The 18,249-nt window shown below is 62.1% G+C and carries 15 protein-coding genes, 1 tRNA gene and 1 pseudogene; 6 read left to right on the top strand and 11 right to left on the bottom strand.

What is annotated here, in order from left to right; all coding sequences use genetic code 11:
- Window positions 1–34 precede the first annotated feature (34 nt).
- Window positions 35–268 carry a hypothetical protein gene (locus ACOKS3_RS23700; RefSeq protein ID WP_422764172.1) on the top strand — a complete coding sequence of 78 codons (234 nt, stop codon included), beginning with the start codon at window positions 35–37 and terminating at the stop codon, window positions 266–268.
- On the opposite strand, the gene ACOKS3_RS23695 is transcribed toward ACOKS3_RS23700, so the two are convergent.
- Both ACOKS3_RS23695 and ACOKS3_RS23690 read right to left on the bottom strand, forming a co-directional pair.
- On the bottom strand, window positions 269–874 hold the full coding sequence (locus tag ACOKS3_RS23695) for a flavin reductase family protein (RefSeq protein WP_422764171.1): 606 nt from the start codon (window positions 872–874) through the stop codon (window positions 269–271).
- A 102-nt stretch (window positions 875–976) separates the two neighbouring features.
- A complete protein-coding gene (locus ACOKS3_RS23690) occupies window positions 977–1,264 on the bottom strand; it encodes a hypothetical protein (RefSeq protein WP_103449335.1) in 288 nt (95 codons plus the stop codon).
- A 354-nt stretch (window positions 1,265–1,618) separates the two neighbouring features.
- Between ACOKS3_RS23690 and ACOKS3_RS23685 the strand changes: the two genes are divergently transcribed.
- Window positions 1,619–2,371: a COG4705 family protein gene (locus ACOKS3_RS23685; RefSeq protein WP_422764170.1), complete on the top strand. Its 753-nt coding sequence runs from the start codon at window positions 1,619–1,621 to the stop codon at window positions 2,369–2,371.
- A gap of 53 nt (window positions 2,372–2,424) precedes the next feature.
- On the opposite strand, the gene ACOKS3_RS23680 is transcribed toward ACOKS3_RS23685, so the two are convergent.
- The 4 genes from ACOKS3_RS23680 to bglX all read right to left on the bottom strand — a co-directional run bounded on the left by ACOKS3_RS23680 (window position 2,425) and on the right by bglX (window position 9,464).
- Window positions 2,425–3,744, bottom strand: a complete 1,320-nt coding sequence (locus tag ACOKS3_RS23680; protein ID WP_103449882.1) for an MFS transporter — start codon at window positions 3,742–3,744, stop codon at window positions 2,425–2,427.
- 255 nt (window positions 3,745–3,999) lie between these two features.
- Entirely contained in the window at window positions 4,000–5,334 is a 1,335-nt protein-coding gene (locus ACOKS3_RS23675; RefSeq protein WP_422764169.1) for a sigma-54-dependent transcriptional regulator, read from the bottom strand.
- On the bottom strand, window positions 5,328–7,085 hold the full coding sequence (locus ACOKS3_RS23670) for an ATP-binding protein (RefSeq protein WP_103449338.1): 1,758 nt from the start codon (window positions 7,083–7,085) through the stop codon (window positions 5,328–5,330). Before ACOKS3_RS23670 ends, ACOKS3_RS23675 begins: the two co-directional genes overlap by 7 nt.
- Before the next feature lie 87 nt (window positions 7,086–7,172).
- On the bottom strand, window positions 7,173–9,464 hold the full coding sequence (gene bglX / locus ACOKS3_RS23665; protein WP_103449883.1) for a beta-glucosidase BglX: 2,292 nt from the start codon (window positions 9,462–9,464) through the stop codon (window positions 7,173–7,175).
- Between the two features lie 187 nt (window positions 9,465–9,651).
- On the opposite strand from bglX, the gene ACOKS3_RS23660 reads away from it, so the two are divergent.
- From ACOKS3_RS23660 to ACOKS3_RS23650, 3 genes are all read left to right on the top strand, one after another.
- Complete coding sequence (locus ACOKS3_RS23660) at window positions 9,652–10,269, top strand: TPM domain-containing protein (RefSeq protein ID WP_103449339.1); 618 nt, start codon at window positions 9,652–9,654, stop codon at window positions 10,267–10,269.
- A 73-nt stretch (window positions 10,270–10,342) separates the two neighbouring features.
- Window positions 10,343–11,557, top strand: a complete 1,215-nt coding sequence (locus ACOKS3_RS23655; protein WP_422764168.1) for a class I SAM-dependent methyltransferase — start codon at window positions 10,343–10,345, stop codon at window positions 11,555–11,557.
- Window positions 11,558–11,795: 238 nt separating this feature from the next.
- Window positions 11,796–12,284, top strand: a complete 489-nt coding sequence (locus ACOKS3_RS23650) for a helix-turn-helix transcriptional regulator (protein WP_103449341.1) — start codon at window positions 11,796–11,798, stop codon at window positions 12,282–12,284.
- A 40-nt stretch (window positions 12,285–12,324) separates the two neighbouring features.
- Here ACOKS3_RS23650 and ACOKS3_RS23645 read toward each other — a convergent pair whose 3' ends face one another.
- Window positions 12,325–13,335, bottom strand: a complete 1,011-nt coding sequence (locus ACOKS3_RS23645; RefSeq protein WP_422764167.1) for a DUF4917 family protein — start codon at window positions 13,333–13,335, stop codon at window positions 12,325–12,327.
- A 125-nt stretch (window positions 13,336–13,460) separates the two neighbouring features.
- Between ACOKS3_RS23645 and ACOKS3_RS23640 the strand changes: the two genes are divergently transcribed.
- On the top strand, window positions 13,461–14,528 hold the full coding sequence (locus tag ACOKS3_RS23640; protein WP_422764166.1) for a glycerophosphodiester phosphodiesterase: 1,068 nt from the start codon (window positions 13,461–13,463) through the stop codon (window positions 14,526–14,528).
- A 1-nt stretch (window position 14,529) separates the two neighbouring features.
- Here ACOKS3_RS23640 and ACOKS3_RS23635 read toward each other — a convergent pair.
- The 4 genes and pseudogenes from ACOKS3_RS23635 to ACOKS3_RS23620 form a co-directional block, all read right to left on the bottom strand.
- A pseudogene (locus ACOKS3_RS23635) lies at window positions 14,530–14,727 on the bottom strand (helix-turn-helix domain-containing protein); the annotation flags it as partial.
- A 274-nt stretch (window positions 14,728–15,001) separates the two neighbouring features.
- Window positions 15,002–16,702, bottom strand: coding sequence for a SulP family inorganic anion transporter (locus ACOKS3_RS23630; RefSeq protein WP_422764165.1), 1,701 nt, complete (start codon window positions 16,700–16,702; stop codon window positions 15,002–15,004).
- Window positions 16,703–16,901: 199 nt separating this feature from the next.
- Window positions 16,902–16,975 (bottom strand) — tRNA-Gly (locus tag ACOKS3_RS23625).
- Between the two features lie 111 nt (window positions 16,976–17,086).
- Window positions 17,087–17,974: an alpha/beta fold hydrolase gene (locus tag ACOKS3_RS23620; protein WP_103449346.1), complete on the bottom strand. Its 888-nt coding sequence runs from the start codon at window positions 17,972–17,974 to the stop codon at window positions 17,087–17,089.
- Window positions 17,975–18,249 lie beyond the last annotated feature (275 nt).

Here is an 18,249-nt window from a genome sequence, read left to right as displayed (position 1 = left end):
AATGCCGCCCCTCGATTAACAGGCGGATGGCAACATGGCACGTAGAGAATTCCCGCATTTCGAAGCGGTTTCGGCGATGGTCCCGGTGGAAGGCGGTGGCTATAACGCCGCCATCGCGGTCAAGGCCGTGGGCATGGGCGGCGCGCCGCGTTTCCACAAGGTCCTCGACGAGCAAGTGTTCGAAAGCGCCGTGGCGGCTGACGAAGCCGCCTGCGCCGAGCTTGCACGCCTGCAGGGCGTGGGCGAGGAAGGCGAACTGATCTGGTGATCAGGCCTTTGGGCGAGCCATTTTGAACAGGTTGCCCAACTCGAAGTAATCCGCCGGGCCACCACCACGCAGGATCGGCTCGGCGGCAGCGGTATCGTAGATACCGTTCTTCAGCAGGTGCTCGGCAATGTGCACCGCCACCACCTCTCCCAGAATCAGCCAGCTGGGCACCAGTTCCTGATCGGCGCGTTTGAGCTGGACGATCTGGCTCACCTTGCACTCGAAGGCCACCGGCGTTTCGCCTACGCGTGGCACCTTGACGATATTCGATGGCACCGCAGTCAGGCCGCTCAGCTCGAATTCGTTGACATCGGCGGCGACGGCCGCGCAGCTCTGGTTCATCTGCTCGGCCAGTGGCCGGGTCGCCAGGTTCCAGACGAATTCGCCTGTCTGCTCGATGTTGTTCAGGCTGTCTTTGCGCCCGACGCTGCAGAAACCGATGATTGGTGGAATGTAGTTGAAGGCGTTGAAGAAGCTGTACGGCGCAAGGTTCAGCTGGCCGTCCTGGTTCTGCGAGGAGATCCAGCCGATGGGGCGCGGCCCGACTATGGCGTTGAACGGGTCGTGGGGCAGGCCGTGGCCTTTGGCGGGTTCGTAGTAGTACATCTGTCAGCATCCTGGAAACGAGGTGCTTAGTGTGCCAAGCCTTAGTCCGCCTGAAAATGATCAAGCCCGGCGCGAGGCCGGGCTGGTAGCGCGCAACAGGGATCAGCTGAGGCGGTGGGCGTTGGTGTGGTCGTAGCCGTCTTCGGCGAAGCGTTGGGCGTTGGTGTGGTCGAAGCCATCTTCGGCGAAGCGCTGAGCGCCGGTGTGATCGAAACCATCCTCAGCGAAGCGTTGTGCACCGGTGTGGTCGAAGCCGTCTTCGGCGTAGCTGGCCGATTGAGTCTGGGCGGCGGCGAAAGTGTGGGCGTTGGTGCGGTCGAAACCATCTTCGGCGAATGCGCCAGCAGCGAAGACCGAGAGGGCCAGGGTGAGGATCAGTTTGCTTTTCATGGTCATTGCTCCTTTGGGTGCGAGAGGTTGTTTGTTTCTATGGGTTTAATGCTACTCCGATTAATTTGATTAAAAAGCGCAAAAAATAGTCTCTAAAAATCGAATTAATAGATAAATATGGTCGAGCGCTGTGTCTTCCAGCGGGTGCCGATGCTTCTTCGTGAGGTGCTTCAAACCCAAGGCGAGCGCAATGCTTCACCAGCCATTGCAGATTGGAGGAGCAGGATTAATAGGTGGTTAAGAACGAAAAATCTTAATTTGTAACTGCGTATGACGCTTTTTTCATATATCGCCAACCGATTTTTCAGGCTCTGCTCAGCACCATCGCCGCACTCAATTCCGGAGCGGCAAACAATGAACAAACTTCCGCAAATCACCCTGGCCTTCTGGGTCATGAAGATCTGCGCCACCACCCTTGGCGAAACAGCCGGTGATCTGCTGTCGATGACCCTCAACGTTGGCTATGCCGTCAGCTCGATGGTGCTGATCAGCGTGTTCCTGGTGACCCTGTTCGGTCAGCTGTTTTCGCGCCGCTATCACCCGATGCTGTATTGGCTGGTAATCCTGTCCACCAGCACGGCCGGGACCACTATGTCCGACTTCATGGACCGCACCCTGGGCCTGGGCTATGCCGCAGGTTCGGCAATCCTGATCGGTATCTTGCTGCTGACCTTCCTGGTCTGGCGCCTGAGCGGCAACCCGCTTGACGTCACCCGCATCAAGAACCGCACCGGTGAAATCTTCTACTGGGTCGCCATCCTGTTCTCCAACACCCTGGGCACAGCGCTGGGCGACTATCTGGCGGACGACTCTGGGCTGGGTTTTGCCGGTGGTGCACTACTGATCGGCAGCTCCATCGCCGTGGTAGTGCTCGCCCGTTACTGGACGCGCATCCCGGGTGTGGTGCTGTTCTGGGTGGCGTTCGTGCTGACCCGTCCGTTCGGTGCAACGCTGGGTGACTTCCTGACCAAACCGTACGAGAAAGGCGGCCTGGACTTCGGCACCATCGGTTCTTCCGCTGTGCTGGGTGGCGTGCTGCTGGTGATGGTGCTTATGGCGAACTGGTACCAGCGCCGTGAGCCGCGTCAGGTGCTGGAGATGTCCTGAAGCAAGAAAGGGCGCCCTTGATGGGGCGCCCTTTTTCTATGCGGTTGTCACAATCAGTCAGTAGTAATCCGCGAATGCTGCTTGGTGTCCTTCATGGTCGCATACACCAGCAGCGAGCAGGCGATGCACGCCGTGACGTACCAGTAGAAGCCGCTTTCCATGCCGACGCTCTTGAACCACAGGGCCACGTACTCGGCGGTGCCGCCGAAGATCGACACGGTCAGCGCGTACGGCAGGCCGACGCCCAGGGCGCGGATTTCGGTAGGGAACAGCTCGGCCTTCACCACTGCGTTGATCGAGGTGTAGCCGCTGACGATGATCAGCGCCGCCATGATCAGGAAGAACGCACCCCACCAGCTCTGGATGGTGTGCAGGGTGCTGAGGATCGGTACGGTGAACAGGGTGCCGAGCACGCCGAAGGCGATCAGGATCGGGCGACGGCCGATCTTGTCGGACAGGCCTCCGATGACCGGCTGCAGGCACATGAACAGGAACAGCGTGGCCGCCGAGATGGTGGTCGAATCGCTGATGCTCATGCCCACGGTGTTGACCAGGTACTTCTGCATGTAGGTGGTGTAGGTGTAGAAGGCCAGGGTGCCGCCCATGGTCAGGCCGACCACGGTCATCAGCTCCTTAGGGTGGCGCATGAGGGTGCGCATCAGGCTTTCCTTGGCCTTTTCCTTCTTGGTGAAAGAGGCGGTTTCTTCCATGCCGCGGCGCAGGTACAGGGCAACCACTGCGCACAGCGCACCGATCACGAAGGGCACACGCCAGCCCCAGGCGTAAAGCTGCTCGGTGGTCAGGGTCTGCTGCAGGATGATTAGTACTGCAAGGGCGATGAGCTGGCCGGAAATCAGCGTCACGTACTGGAAGCTGGAGAAGAAGCCACGGCGGTCCTTGCTGGCCATTTCGCTGAGGTAGGTGGCCGAGGTGCCGTATTCGCCGCCCACCGACAGGCCCTGCATCAGGCGTGCGATGACCAGCAGGACCGGCGCGGCAACGCCGATGGTTTCATAGCCTGGGGTCAGAGCGATCACCAGGGAGCCGGCGCACATCAGCAGCACCGAAGCCATCAGCGCGGCCTTGCGGCCCTTGCGGTCGGCGTACAGACCCATCAGCCAGCCACCGATCGGGCGCATCAGGAAGCCCACGGCGAAGATCGCGGCGGTGTTGAGCAGTTGTGCGGTGGAGTCGCCGGCAGGGAAGAAGGCCTTGGCGAAGTACAGCGAGAATGCGGCGTAGACGTACCAGTCGTACCATTCGACCATGTTGCCGATGGAACCGCTGAAGATCGACTTGAGGCGGCTGGCGGTGGTTTTTTCAGCGGCGGGCGTGACGGCCGCCCCGGCTGGCAGGGAGGTGGCGTTATCCATCAGGGATACCTTCTCGTTGTTTTTGTGGAGCGCGCCGAAGCGCAGCTTGCCAGGGCAATTGCAGAAGGTGTGCCAAATGGGTGCGTAACGATCCAAATGGGGGCATTGCAGCGTCACAGGAACCGCGAGTTACCTGGTGCGGCGCAGTTCTCTGTGGGCGGGCGTGCCCGCGAAAGGCTGCACAGCAGCCCCCGAAATCTCGCAGGAATAAGCGGATTTTCGCCTATCAAGATCCGTCGGTAAGCGGATTTCCGCCTATTCCCGCTCGACGAATGCCTCGCGGACCAAACCATGGCGCTGCATCTTTTCGTTCAGCGTGCGCCGAGGCAGCTGCAAGGTCTCCATTACCGCCTTGATCTCCCCCGCATGCTGGCGCAAGGCAGCGCGCAGGCACTGGGCCTCGAACGCTTCCATCTGCTCAGCCAACGACTGCCCGGCAGGCGCTACCTCGATGTTCGGCGAGCCCAACCCCAGTGCATGCCGCTCCGCCGCATTGGCGAGCTCACGCACATTGCCCGGCCAGTCATGGGACAGCAGCTGCGCCAGTTGCGCACCGCTCAATGCTGGCGCCGTGCGCCCCAGCTTGGTCGCGGCCGCACGGGCGAAATGCTCGAACAGCAGCGGGATATCCTCACGCCGTTCACGCAGCGGCGCCAGGCACAGTTCCGCCACGTTCAGGCGATAGGCCAAATCCTCGCGAAAGCGCCCGGCGCGAGCCTCTTCGAGCAAATTGGGCTTGGTGGCGGCAATGATGCGCAGGTCGACGCTGATGCTCTGGTTGGCCCCCAGTCGCTCCAGCTTCTGCTCCTGGATCACCCGCAGCAGCTTGGCCTGCTGGGCCAGTGGCATGCTCTCGATCTCGTCGAGGAACACCGTACCGCCGTTGGCGTATTCCAACTTGCCGATGCGTTTGCCCTGGGCGCCAGTGAAGGCACCGCTTTCGTGGCCGAACAGTTCGGCTTCGAACAGTGCTTCAGGGATGGCCGCACAGTTGAGCGCGACGAACGGCCTGTCGGCACGCGGGCCAAAGTCGTGCAGGCAGCGCGCCACGCGCTCCTTGCCGCTGCCGGTTTCGCCGCGGATCAGCACGTTCACTGGCAGGTTGGCCAGGTCCAGCACCTGTCGGCGTAGCTGCTGCAAACCTTGCGACATGCCGAGCAGGGTCGTTTCCAGGCGCGACTTGAGGTCAGCCTGTTCATGCAGACGGCGGTTCTCCAGGACCAGCTGGCGTTTCTCCAGGGCGCGGCGCAGGCTGCCCAGCAAGTGCTGCGGGGTGAAGGGCTTTTCGAGGAAGTCGTAGGCGCCGTTGCGCATGGCCTCGACCGCCATCGGCACATCGCCATGGCCGGTCAGCAGGATCACCGGCAGGTCCGGGTCATCCGCCTGCAGGCGTTCCAGCAGTTGCAGGCCACCCATGCCCGGCATGCGTACGTCGCTGATGATCACCCCGGCAAAGTGCGCGGGCAGCTGGGCCAGGCAGTCTTCGGCGCGAGCGAACAGTTGCACGCTGAAGCCCGACAGGCTCAGCCATTGCTCGACCGCAGTGCGGATGCTGGCCTCATCATCGACGACGATCACTGAATTCAACATACAGGCTCCAGGTCACGGGGCAGGGTCAGGTTCAAGCGGGCGCCGCCCGGCAGGTTCTCGGCGTGCAGCTGGCCGCCGGCTTCGACGATGATGCCATAGGAAATCGCCAGGCCCAGGCCCAGGCCTTCGCCCACCGGCTTGGTGGTGAAGAAGGGGTCGAAGACCTTGGCCAGGTCCGCATCGGCAATGCCGCCGCCGGAGTCCAGCACGCTCAGGCGCCACTGCGCGTGGTCCGGTTCGATGCGTACCTCCAGGCGCTTGTAGCGTTTGTCGGCCATGGCGTCGAGGGCGTTGCGCAGCAGGTTGATCAATACCTGCTCAAGGCGGATCGCATCGCCCCGGACCCAGGCCGGGCGGGCCAGGTACAGGGCCACTTCGACTTCCTCGCTGCGAATGCGGGTGTCCAGCAGGTGCAGGGCCTGGTCGACCACGGTGGCCAGGTCGAGGCGTTCGCGCAGGCCGACCGGGCTGTTGCGGGCGAAGGTCTTCAGGTGGCTGGTCAGTGCGGCCATGCGCGCGAGCATCTGCTCCAGCGGCTCGAGGGCCTTGCGCGCATCGTCGTAGCGGCCGTGGTCGAGCAGCAGCCGCAGGGTCTCCAGTTGCATGCGCTGGGTAGTCAGCGGCTGGTTGATCTCGTGGGCCATGGCCGCCGACATCTGTCCCAGCGCGGCCAGCTTGGCCGACTGCACCAGGCCTTCCTGGGCGGTGTGCAGCTCGCGGGTGCGTTCCTCGACCTGGCGCTTGAGCTCTTCGCGGCTGCGCTGGCGCAGGCGGGCCAGGCGCAGGCGCTGGCTGACGAACAGTGCGGCGAATACCAGGCTCAGCCACACGGCGGCGGCGCCCAGTGCAGCGTTGCGGCCAGCGGCTTCGACCTGGGGTTTGCGCAGCAGGTGCAAGGTCCAGTCCTCGCCCTCCAGCGGCAGGCTTTCCCAGAGGTATTCGACGGCGCCATCTGGGCCCTGCACGCGGCTCAGGTGACTGTTGCTGGCGAAGCGGGTCAGTATCTGGTGCTGAAGCGGCACCAGCGGCTGTTTGTCGTACTGGCGGGTTTCGGCCAGTTCGGCGCGGTCGGCGCCGCTGAGTGGCTTGAGTTCGCGGTAGCGCCAGCCTTCCTGGTTGGCGATGAAGGTGATGCCGCGGGCGTCACTGACCAGCAGGATGTCGTTGCCTTGGCGCCATTCGCGTTCGAGTTCAGGGAACTCCAGCTTGACCACCATGGCGCCGAGGAAGCGCCCCTGTTCATCGCTGACGGCACTGGCGAGGAAATAGCCCGGCACGCCGCTGGTCACGCCCACTGCGTAGAAGCGGCCACTGCCCTGGCTGCGGGTCTGCTTGAAGTAGGGGCGAAAACCATAGTTGGAACCCACGTAGGTGGTCGGCAGGCGCCAGTTGCTGGCAGCCACGGCCAGCCCGGTGCGGTCGAGCAGCTCCAGGGTCGAGGAGTTGGCGGCGCCGTTGATGCGCTCGAGTTTGAGGTTGAGCGTGTGCTGCATCTGTTCGCTGACCGGACCGCGCAGGGCTTCGATCAGTTCCGGGTCCAGCGCCAGCACAGCGGGCAGGGCACGGTAGCGATCGATCAGGGTGTGCAGGGCGTTGGCGTACAGTACCAACTGCTGGCTGGCGCGGCGGGCGTCGTCCTGCATGGCTTGTCGCTTGGCCTGGTGCATGGCCCAGCCGGCACTGAGGGCGGTGCCGAGTACGATCAGCAGAGTGATCAGCCCCAGACGCAGGGCGCGAAAGGAAAAGGGCATGGGGCGGATCCGGGTGATGGGATATCAGGACCGGCCTCTTCGCGGGTAAACCCGCTCGCACAGAGGCCGGTGCAGGCGACGAATCAGTTACAACAGTTCGAAGCTCTTTTGTTGCACTGCCTCGGAATCCAGCCCGACCTGGACATTGAACTCGCCAGGCTCGGCCACCCGTTGCAACTGGCCATTGTAGAACTTCAGATCATCCTCGCTGATGCGGAAGGTCAAGGTTCGCGACTCCCCGGCCTTGAGCATCAGTTTCTGGAAGCTCTTCAGTTCCTTGACCGGTCGGCTCATCGACGCCGAAACATCCTGCAGGTACAGCTGCACCACCGTCTCGCCGTCAAGCTTGCCGGTGTTTTTCACCGTCACTTTGGCCTCCAGGGTGTCGCCGCGCTTGAGGTCCTTGTTCGACAGGGTCAGGCCCGACAGCTCGAAGCTGCTGTAGCTCAGGCCATAACCGAACGGGTACAGCGGGCCGTTGGGCTCTTCGAAGTACTGCGAGGTGTAGTTGCCCGGCTTGCCTGGGGTGAACGGCCGACCGATGCGGGTGTGGTTGTAGTACATCGGGATCTGCCCGACCGAACGCGGGAAGGTGATGGCCAGCTTGCCCGACGGGTTGTAGTCGCCGAACAGCACATCGGCGATGGCGTTGCCGCCTTCGGTACCGGAGAACCAGGTTTCGAGCATCGCATCGGCCTGGTCACGCTCCCAACTGATCGACAGCGGGCGGCCGTTCATCAGTACCAGGACCAACGGCTTGCCAGTGGCCTTCAGGGCCTTGATCAGCTCGCGCTGGCTGGCCGGGATTTCCAGGGTGGTGCGGCTAGACGACTCGTGGGACATGCCACGGGACTCACCGACTACGGCTACCACCACATCGGACTGCTTGGCGGCCTTGACCGCTTCATCGATCAGCACGGCCGCAGGGCGCGGGTCATCGACAATTTCCGGGGCATCGAAGTTGAGGAAGTTCAGGTAGTCGAGGATCGCCTTGTCGCCGGTGACGTTGGAGCCCTTGGCGTACACCAGCTTGGCCTTGCCCTCGACTGCACGGCGCAGGCCTTCGCGCACGGTGACCGAGTGCATCGGCTTACCGTCGGCGGCCCAGCTGCCCATCATGTCGATCGGGGCATCGGCCAGCGGGCCGACCAGGGCGATGGTACCGGCCTTTTTCAGTGGCAGGGTCTGGTTGCGGTTTTCCAGCAGCACGAGGCTGCGACGCGCCACGTCACGGGCGGCGTCGCGGTGCAGGCGGTTTTCGGCGTAGTAGTCTTTCAGGTCGGTTTCGGCCTTGCCGATGCGCACGTACGGGTCCTTGAACAGGCCCATGTCGTACTTGGCGCCGAGCACCTCGCGTACGGCCTGGTTCAGCTCGTGCTGGGTCACTTCGCCGGACTTCAGCAGCCCGGGCAGCTCTTCGCCGTACAGGGTGTCGTTCATGCTCATGTCGATGCCGGCCTTGATCGCCAGCTTGGCGGCTTCGCGGCCATCGCGGGCGACACCGTGGCGGATCAGCTCCTGGATGGCACCATGGTCGCTGATGGTCACGCCCTTGAAGCCCCATTCTTTGCGCAACAGGTCGTTCATCAGCCAGGTGTTGGAGGTGGCCGGCACGCCGTTGATCGAGTTGAGCGCCACCATCACCCCGCCGGCACCGGCGTCGAGCGCGGCGCGGTAGGGCGGCAGGTAGTCGTTGTACATTTTCGGCAGGCTCATATCGACCGTGTTGTAGTCGCGCCCGCCTTCCACCGCGCCATACAGGGCGAAGTGCTTGACGATGGCCATGATGCTGTCGGGATTGGCCGGGCTGCTGCCCTGAAACGAGCGGACCATCACCTGGCCGATCTTCGAGGTCAGGTAGGTGTCTTCGCCGAAGCCTTCACTGGTGCGGCCCCAACGTGGGTCGCGGGCGATGTCGACCATGGGCGCGAAGGTCATGTCCAGAGCGTCGGCCGACGCTTCGATGGCCGAGGTGCGACCGACCTTGGCGATGGCGTCCATGTCCCAGCTGGCGGCCAGGCCCAGGCCGATCGGGAAGATGGTGCGCTCGCCGTGGATGGTGTCGTAGGCAAAGAACATCGGGATCTTCAGGCGGCTGCGCATGGCGGCGTCCTGCATCGGCCGGTTCTCGGGGGCGGTGCGCGAGTTGAACGTGCCACCAATGCGACCGGCGGCGATTTCTTCGCGGATCTTCTCGCGAGGCATTTCCGGGCCGATGCTGATCAGGCGCAGCTGGCCGATCTTTTCGGCCTCGGTCATCTGGCTGATCAGATGATCGATGAACGCCTGCTTGTCCTGCAGGGGCGGGGCGGTAGGGGCGGCAAGGGCCGCCTGGCTGGCCAGGCCCATGGCCAAGCCCAGCAAAGACAGTTTCATCATCAATCCCATTGTCGAGGCCTTTGCCGTATCCACGGTGATACGTGCGCGGCCGAAGTTTTCAGGCGACTATTGTTGTACGATTCGCGGGTAATGCTTCCAGCGGCGGATTATGCCTGAATATGTCAGCCGCGGACGAAGCCCCGAATGCCGGGACAACAACTATAAGAACGCTGAAGAGAGCGAAGGCATGACCCCCCTCAACGAATACGAACGCCGCCTGGTGGCCGAGGCCATCGCCCGGGTCGAGCGGCGCACTGATGCGCAACTGGTGACCGTGCTGGCGCGCCGCGCCGATGACTATGCCTACCTGCCACTGTTCTGGGCCGCCGTGCTGGCGCTGGCCGTGCCTGGCCTGCTGCAGTGGTTGCTGGGCTGGCCCGGGATACGAGGGCTGCTGGTCGCCAACATGCTGCTGTTCATTGGCCTGTGCCTGCTGCTGCGCAGCCCGCGCCTGGCAGCCATGCTGATTCCTGCTGCCCTGCGCCGCTGGCGCGCTTCGAGCCTGGCCCGCCAGCAGTTTCGCGAACAGAACCTGCAGGGCACGGAAGGTGCCACAGGGGTGCTGATCTTTGTCGCCGAGACCGAGCGACATGTGGAAATCCTCGTCGACCAAGGCATCGATCATCATCTCGATGCCCAGGCCCGCGCCGTGTTGGTTGCGCGTCTCGCCGAACAGGTTCGCCAGGGGCGGACCTTGCAGGGCTTTGTCGAGTGCATCGAGGCGTGCGGTGAGTTGCTGTGCGAACACGTGCCACGCACCCATGCGCGCAACGAACTGCCCAACCGTCTGGTGATTCTCGACTGAACTGGTTGGCTCAGGGTGTAGAATGCGCGGCATTGCGCAACGCGCCCCCTGTTATCCGAGGCACCCGCTTTCCATGTCCGCCAGTACTTCCGCTTCTTCCGCGCCGGATGCGCGCGCCCAGTTCCTTGACCTGCTGAGTGCCGCCCTGAACGGCAACACCCTGGTCAAGCTGGTGCTGGCGCGCCATGTCGGGGCCGACCAGACCCTGCAGCGCATCATCGCCAAGCCACTGCTGGTGAAAGGGCAGGCCCAGCTGTCGCTGGTCTACCGCCATCAGACCCGCGACATCACCCGCAACCTGCCGCTGGACCAGGCCCAGGCGCTGGTCGCCGAGCTGCTGCCGGAGAGCTTCCGCAATGCCCACCTGTTCGACGCCGACGGCGAAGTGCAGCTGACCTTCAGCAAGAAGGGCAAGCCGATGCTCCAGCGCCACGGCGCGCAGGCGCCACGCGAGGCGCTTGCCAACACCGGTCATGACCGTGAGAAGAAGCGCTACCTGGAGCTTTCGCGGCCATTCCTGCGCGACCTGGGCGTGACCGATGCCCAAGGCGCGCTGATCCCGTCGATGTCGCGCAAGTGGAAGCAGATCAACAAGTTCATCGAAGTCTTCGACCACGCCCTGGCCAATGCCCCGGTACCGGCCGAGCAGACGCTGCGGGTAGCCGACTTCGGCTCGGGCAAGGGCTACCTGACCTTCGCCATGCATGACTATCTGCGCAACACCCTGGCCCGCGAGGCGCAGGTGACCGGGGTGGAGCTGCGCCAGGACATGGTCGATTTGTGCAATGGCGCTGCGCAGCGCCTGGAACACTCGGGCCTGGAATTCCAGTGCGGCGACGTGCGCAGCGTGGTGCCCGAGGCCATCGAGGTGATGATTGCCCTGCACGCCTGCGACATCGCCACCGACTACGCCATCCACACCGGCATCCGCTGCAACGCCGCCATCATCATGTGCTCGCCGTGCTGCCATAAACAGATCCGCCCGCAATTGCACAGCCCGGGGCTGCTGCAGCCCATGCTGCAATACGGGCTGCACCTGGGGCAGCAGGCCGAGATGCTTACCGACAGCCTGCGTGCGCTGTATCTGGAAGCCTGCGGTTACGAGACAAAAGTGTTCGAGTTCATCTCCCTGGAACACACCAACAAGAACAAGATGATTCTTGCGGTGAAGCGCCGGCAGGTGGGGGATAACGCGGCATTGCTGGAGAAGATCGAGCAGCTCAAGGCGTTTTATGGGGTGCAGGAGCATTGCCTGGAGACGTTGTTGCGGGCCGATAAGCTGATCTGATTACAGCAAGATGAAGTGCACTGGAGAACTGCTCCTGTATTCACGTAGGAGAATTCCCAAGAACACTTAACGGCCGTTTTGATCCTCATGGGTTCTGTGGCGTGATTGTTCGTCAATCTCGATGGTTGTCATTTGACATGGAGCACGCCAAAAAAACCTGGCAATTTCGCCGTCAGCTAAGGCGCGTCGTGGACAACTGCACCAGCAGCATGGCCAAAGCTGGTAAGAAGAGGTAGCAGTGGAATACGAGTTCACCCTGAAGTATCAATTGATCGAAGACGAAAACATCAATGCGATGCTGGAGCGTTTGGCCGAGGCAGGCTGTGATGATGCAATGGTTGGAGTTGGGCAGCCAGGCCGCTTGGCATTGGCTTTTGTGCGCGAGGCGCCCTCTGCCGTGGAAGCCATTGAAAGTGCGCTGAGTGATGTACGTAAAGCAGTGCCTGGTGCCCGCCTGATCGAAGCGACACCCGACTTGGTAGGGCTTACCGACGTAGCGGAAATCATCGGTGTGTCACGGCAAAACATGCGCAAGTTGATGCTTTCGCATATGTACAGTTTCCCTACACCTGTTCATGAAGGCAGTACATCGTTGTGGCATCTTGCGGATGTGCTGATCTGGTTGCAGGCGCGGGGAAGTTACGCGATCGGTCAGGACATTGTGGATCTGGCTCGGGTAGCTATGTCTGTCAATGTTTCCCGTGCACATGCGCGCGTTTTCGGTTAAGTGCGAAACCCAGCCTTTGCAAGCTAATTGAGCGCGGCAATTAGCGACGCGCTGACGCCACCTCGATTGCCAACCCCTCCAACCCCAACGGGTGCGTACTGGCATCGAAGAATTGCAACGCCATCCCGACTATATCCCCGAACCGTTCGACAAAGTGCTGCTTCTGGTTGATCACCGATGCCTCGCTCAACGGCCGGATGGCAATCGACAAGTGTTTGGGCCGCGCTTGGCGAATGGCTTCGACCAAGTGCTGGTCAGTGCCATCCAGATGCTGCCCGAACAGGCACAGTCCCTGGCTTTCCTGTGCCAGTTGCCCCAACCCCCAGGCGAGGTAGTCCGAGTTGCGGATGGCGCGCATTTTCTCGTCGCTGCGTTCTTCGTTGACGAACAGCGGCACTTCACCGGGAATGTTCACGGCAAAGCCGTCCAGCAATTCGGCGCTGTCGGCGCTGCGCTGGCGGGTGCTGCCATCGGGCAGCTTGAGCAGGTGCAGGCCGCCATGCAGGTGCAGTACGCGGGTGCCTTCGCTGCGGGTGCGGCGTACGTCGAAGAACCCTTGATCGTCGAATAGCGTGGCGAAGCCCTGCGGGTTGTGTTGCAGGGCCCAGGGCAGGATCAGGTCGTAGTTGCTGGTATAGACGCTGCGGTATTCGCGCAAGGCATGGTTGATCGACGCCAGGGTGGCGGCGGGCACCAGAGGCCAGGGCAGGTGCAGGGTGCGGATGGCGTGGATCAGGCCTTCCTTGATCGAGTAGTAGCGGTTCAGCGGCGCGGTGGAATTGATGGCCAGGGCGGCGTTGGCGCGCACGGTGTGGTTGAGGGTGCTCAGTACCGGCTCGAACAGTTCGGTGCCCAGCGACTTGAACAGGGCCTGGTCGCTGATCGCCAGGCCTTTCTTGCGCCCGGCGCGCTGAGCTTCCTCGTACAGCGAGAAATAGCCGAACGGTTTCCACAGCGCGCGACTGGCGCCGTTGCCCAGCAGCAGGGCTGTGCACGGGTGGCGCTGGTTGAGGTCTGGCCAAGAGGCGAGGCGGGCGTCGAGAGCTGGCATGTGCGGTCCGTTCGGTGGTGCGGGAAACGGCGGGGACTTTAGCATGTCATGCAAGGTGTGCGAGGGTTGGTGTTTACATTACAGCCTTGTGCTGCCTGCAACGCAGGACGAAAGAGGACTTCTCCATGCGCAATCCGCTGCTCCGCACCCTGGCCCTGAGTACACTGTTCTCGGCTGCCTTGGCCTCAGCCACTGATGGCAAGACCTTGGCCGCTGCCCAAGGCATTCCTTACCCGGCGGTGATCGCCCATCGCGGCGCTTCCTACGATACCCCCGAATCCACCACGCCTGCCTACCTGCTTGCCCGCGAGCTGGGCGCCGATTACCTGGAACTCGACCTGCAACGCACCCGCGATGGCGTGCTGGTGGTGGTCCACGATGATGAGCTGTCGCGCACCAGCAACGTCGCCGAGCGATTTCCCGAGCGCGCGAAAAGCCCGGTCAGTGCCTTCACCCTGGCTGAGCTGAAATCGCTGGATGCTGGCAGCTGGTTCAATCAGGCCTACCCGAAGCGTGCCCGTCCATCGTTCGAAAAGTTGTCGATCCTGACTCTGGACGAAGTCATCGACATCGCCGAAGGCAACCCCGACCGCCACCCCGGGCTGTATATCGAAACCAAGGTGCCCAACCAGTTCCCCGGCATCGAGAAAGACCTGAAGACACGCCTCGAAGCCCGTGGCTGGCTTGATCGGCCGGGGTGGGTAGTGTTGCAGACTTTCGACCGCAACAGCCTCAAGTTGCTGCACGAAGCGATGCCGCAGGTGCCGAAGATCCTCTTGCTGTGGGTGGGCAACAATGGCATTGCATCGGCATCCGGGCAGGATTTCTCCCAGTCAGGCGAGCAGGACAAGGCCGCTTTCTATGCGCGCCAACAGCCCAAGGACAAGGCGGAGTACTTGCGCTGGCTCGACCATGCAAAGCAGGAGGGCGCAATCGGTACCGGCCCGTCAGCCACGCGCACTCATCTGGGCGAGCAGAGTTACAGCGACCTGATCCAGCCGTGGATGAACCAGGCCAATCACCAGCGCGGGCTGTTGGTCCACGTCTACACGCTCGATGACCGGGTCGATTTCGACAAAGCCATGAAAGCCGGTGTCGACGGAATCTTCACTAATCGGGCGGGGGAGCTTTTGCGCGCCTATCAGCGCCCGGCAGAAAGTGAGTCGGTTCTGTTGAAGCGTTTGGGATACTGAATCAATAAGCAAGTGCCCTGAGGACATGGTCAGGGTCGTTGCGTATGGAACGTAGCAAAGCCTTGGCCGGTCCGGTAGGTTCCCTGCGCCCTTGCTCCCAGTTCCTTAGCGTGGCGACCTGAACATCGATCATCTCGGCGAAACGCACTTGGGACAAACCCGTGGATTTACGGATGCTCCGGACCTGCAGCGCATCTATCCTTCGATCAAGTCACTCGCATCGGGAGTGCTCATCAGTTTGACTTGAAGGAGCCGGTAGGTGTCGTTTCCAAGCAGCGTTTTCACTCGTTTGGTGAACACGGGCGTTTCAATGAAGAGCGTAGCAGGATGTGCGCCATTGGCGTAGTCGATGGTTGCCCGACGCTACGAGAAGGAAGAAATCCCAGCGCTTATTCTGCGTGGGAAGACGAGGCTAGTGGATGGTGCAGTGGCTAGCAGGTCGTCCACTTCCGACTCAGATGTAGTCCGATTCTCTATTTAATTACTGGCGCCTTGCGATTCCTGTTTCGCCAAACCCGATAAGCCCGAATTCCCGCCCTTACCGAGCCAAACAGCAACTTTTCTTCCATCTCACGCGCCATCCCCGAGCGCACCAGCATGCGCAGGAAGGTGCCGCGGGCACGGGCGATGGCGAAGTGGATGCCCTGCGCCGTCAGGGTGTCACGCACCTCGCGCAGGGCGGCGATGCCGCTGACGTCGATGCTGCTCACCGCTTCCGCATCGAACAGCACCGCCTGGGGCTGGGCCTGGCTTTGCACGGCTTCGAGCAGGCGCATCTTGAAGTAGTCGGCATTGAAGAACAGGATCGCGTCGTCGAAGCGGTACACCACCAGGCCCGGCACGGTGCGAGCGTCCTTGTTCTTGCGGATGTCGACCTGGCCTTCGGTGCCCGGCAGCCAGCCGAGCACGGCGTCGGTGGGTTGGTAGATGGTGTAGAGCAGGCGCAGGATCGCCAGGGTCACGGCAAAGACGATGCCCGGCAGGACGCCCAGGCCGAGCACGCCGACCGTGGTCAGCAGGCACAGCCAGAACTCGAAGCGACTCAGGCGCCTGATGCTGCCCAGCGACTTGATGTCGATCAATCCCCAGCCAGCCATCAGCAGCACGGCGCCTAATACCGCCTGAGGGATCCAAGCCATCGGTGCGGTGAAGAATAGCAGAATCAGGGCGATCACCAGTGCCGCGACGATGCCGACCAGCTGGCTCTTGCCGCCTACCATGTCATTGACCGCCGTGCGCGAGTCGGCGCCGCTGATGGCAAACCCCTGGGAAATGCCGGCGGCCAGGTTGCTCACGCCAAGGGCGACGAACTCATGGTTGGCGTTGATCGCATAGCCGTGCCGCGCGGCGAAGCTGCGCGCGGTAAGCATGGCGCTGCAGAAGCTCACGGTGGCGATACCCAAGGCATCGCGCAGCAGGCTCTTGGTTTCGTCCAGGTTGCTGTGGGGCCAAGCGAGCTCGGGGATGCCGGACGGCACCGGGCCGAGGATGGCGACGCCGAAACGATCCAGGCCGAGCAGGCCGACCAGCAGGGTAAAGATTGCCACGGTCACCAGGGCCGCCGGCAGGCGAGGGTAGCGGCGCGGTAGCAAGATCAACAGTGCCAGCCCGGCCAGGCCGATAGCCAGGGTCATCCAGTGGATCTCGTTCAGGCGCTGGAAGAAATTCACCACGCTGAGGATGAAACCGTCTCCCTCGATCTTGAACCCCACTACCTTCGACAGTTGCCCGGCAATCAGGCTCAAGCCGATACCGTTGAGGTAACCGATCAGGATCGGGCGCGAGAAGAAACTGGCGATGAATCCGGCGCGTGCCAAGCCGGCGACAATCAGCATCAGCCCTACCAGCACGGTGACGATCACCGACAGTTCGGCGATGCGCTGTGGGTCGCCCATGGCCAGTGGCGCCACGGCGCCAGCGATCATGGCGCAGGTGGCGGCGTCGGGGCCGACCATCAATTGCCGTGAGCTGCCGATCAGGGCATAGACCATCATCGGCAGCACGCATGCGTACAGGCCGTATTGCGGCGGCAGGCCGACGATCTGGGCGTAGGCGATGGCGATGGGGATCTGGATAGCGGCCACCGAAAGCCCGGCCTGCAGGTCGGCATGGAACCATTCACGGCGGTAGTGCATCAGGTTGGCAAGGCCGGGGAGCCAGCGGGAGAGAAACATGCGTCGTCCTTTCGAAATGTTTCACGGATCCATGAAGCATATGCGCCCCAAGCCGTTTCGCTTGCAAGCGAATTGAAGCGGAAGGTGTCGAACGCGGCCTTGGGCCATATCAATGAAAGGGCAGAAACGAAAAAAGGAGCCTCGGGCTCCTTTTGACAGCGATGACGTTGCTGGAACGCCATGCGGGGTATGCAATGTGTGGAGCGGGTAGAGGGAATCGAACCCTCAACTAAAGCTTGGGAAGCTTTCGTTTTGCCACTAAACTATACCCGCGTCTGCGCTGGACTTTTTACCAGAACCCTCCCCGAATTAGAAGCCCAAGTTATAAAAAAGCTTGTCGGCGCCCCATGACCTGCGGGTACGGGGTCCGGGACGCCGATGCGCTCAGATGGCCAATGCATGTTGCCCCTGGATGTATGGGTTAGCGCGTTGACGGGACTCGCGCACGGTCGGCTTGAGGAAACCCAGCATGACGTTGCGGGTGTTTTCAGAGGCTGACTTGTTTTCCATGTCGAGGAAATGGCCAGCGTCGCGGATCACGCTGAACTGGCTGTTGCCTACATGTTTGCCGAACTCGCGTGCATCTTCGACGGTGGTGTATTCATCGCGGTCGCCGTTGATGAACAGCACCGGGATGTCGATGTTGCGCGCGCCGTTCAATGCCCGTTGCAGGTCACGTTGCAGCACTTCGTTGATGTGGAAGTGCATCTGCGCGTACTCGTGGCTGTCCAGGCCGCTGACATGCCGGTAGTTGAAGCGCTTGAACAGCGATGGCAGGTACTTGCCGATGGTGTCGTTGACCAGGTTGCCGACCTGGTAGCGATCGCAGGCAGACAGGTACCGGCAGCCACGCTCCAGGTAGTCGCGCATCGGCTCATTGATGATCGGCGAGAACGAACTGACCACCGCCTTCTTCACCAGCCGCGGCTGGTGCGCCAGCGCCAGCAGGGTGCAGGCACCGCCCCAGGAGAAGGACATGACGTGGTCGCACTGGAAGCGCTCGATCAGTTCAAGAAGGATCTGCGCCTCGTCTTCCTTGCTGATCAGCCGTTCCTGGCGGTTGTGCGGCTTGGACTTGCCGGCATATGGCTGGTCGTACAGCACAACGTTGAATTGCGGGTGCAGGTTACGCACTGTCTGGGCGAACGAGGCCGTGGTGGCCAGCGACCCATTGATCAGTATGATCGTCTTCTCGGCCGTATCCGCGCGATAGAACTCCGTGTAAACCCGATACTGACCTTGGATATCAAGTACAGCGATTTCTGGCCTCATGTCATCGACTCCTGGCGCAAAAAGGGTAATCGCGTCACCTAGGGTGCACGTTCTTTATGACAGGTAGGCATTCGCCTGAATAAAACGGGGGGCCCTGTGTCGATCCTTGGCACACGCGTCGACGATTTTGTTGTGGCGGGCAATCTGCCGTGCCCCAAGGCATCTGGGCCTTGGGTGGCCGGCAAAAGGTGTCATGAACTGCAGGCGTGACTGATTGGTCACTCGCGGACTGACGAGTTGAGAGTCAAGCAGTGGGGCGGGGATCCCGCAAGTGC

Origin of the sequence: Pseudomonas sp. HS6-2 (genome assembly GCF_049325675.2) — a bacterium.
Classification (GTDB): Bacteria; Pseudomonadota; Gammaproteobacteria; order Pseudomonadales; family Pseudomonadaceae; genus Aquipseudomonas; species Aquipseudomonas putida_N.
The sequence above is the reverse complement of the archived record's forward strand: the minus strand, read 5'-3'. Positions and strand labels throughout refer to the sequence as shown.

What these genes read in the sequence shown, in the direction of transcription:
- ACOKS3_RS23685 (WP_422764170.1), top strand. Translation starts at nt 1,619, where the DNA reads ATGAACAAACTTCCGCAAATCACCCTGGCCTTCTGGGTCATGAAGATC.
- ACOKS3_RS23630 (WP_422764165.1), bottom strand. Translation starts at nt 16,702, where the DNA reads ATGTTTCTCTCCCGCTGGCTCCCCGGCCTTGCCAACCTGATGCACTAC.
- ACOKS3_RS23690 (WP_103449335.1), bottom strand. Translation starts at nt 1,264, where the DNA reads ATGAAAAGCAAACTGATCCTCACCCTGGCCCTCTCGGTCTTCGCTGCT.
- ACOKS3_RS23670 (WP_103449338.1), bottom strand. Translation starts at nt 7,085, where the DNA reads ATGCCCTTTTCCTTTCGCGCCCTGCGTCTGGGGCTGATCACTCTGCTG.
- ACOKS3_RS23645 (WP_422764167.1), bottom strand. Translation starts at nt 13,335, where the DNA reads ATGCCAGCTCTCGACGCCCGCCTCGCCTCTTGGCCAGACCTCAACCAG.
- ACOKS3_RS23640 (WP_422764166.1), top strand. Translation starts at nt 13,461, where the DNA reads ATGCGCAATCCGCTGCTCCGCACCCTGGCCCTGAGTACACTGTTCTCG.
- ACOKS3_RS23700 (WP_422764172.1), top strand. Translation starts at nt 35, where the DNA reads ATGGCACGTAGAGAATTCCCGCATTTCGAAGCGGTTTCGGCGATGGTC.
- bglX (WP_103449883.1), bottom strand. Translation starts at nt 9,464, where the DNA reads ATGATGAAACTGTCTTTGCTGGGCTTGGCCATGGGCCTGGCCAGCCAG.
- ACOKS3_RS23680 (WP_103449882.1), bottom strand. Translation starts at nt 3,744, where the DNA reads ATGGATAACGCCACCTCCCTGCCAGCCGGGGCGGCCGTCACGCCCGCC.
- ACOKS3_RS23695 (WP_422764171.1), bottom strand. Translation starts at nt 874, where the DNA reads ATGTACTACTACGAACCCGCCAAAGGCCACGGCCTGCCCCACGACCCG.
- ACOKS3_RS23675 (WP_422764169.1), bottom strand. Translation starts at nt 5,334, where the DNA reads ATGTTGAATTCAGTGATCGTCGTCGATGATGAGGCCAGCATCCGCACT.
- ACOKS3_RS23655 (WP_422764168.1), top strand. Translation starts at nt 10,343, where the DNA reads ATGTCCGCCAGTACTTCCGCTTCTTCCGCGCCGGATGCGCGCGCCCAG.
- ACOKS3_RS23660 (WP_103449339.1), top strand. Translation starts at nt 9,652, where the DNA reads ATGACCCCCCTCAACGAATACGAACGCCGCCTGGTGGCCGAGGCCATC.
- ACOKS3_RS23620 (WP_103449346.1), bottom strand. Translation starts at nt 17,974, where the DNA reads ATGAGGCCAGAAATCGCTGTACTTGATATCCAAGGTCAGTATCGGGTT.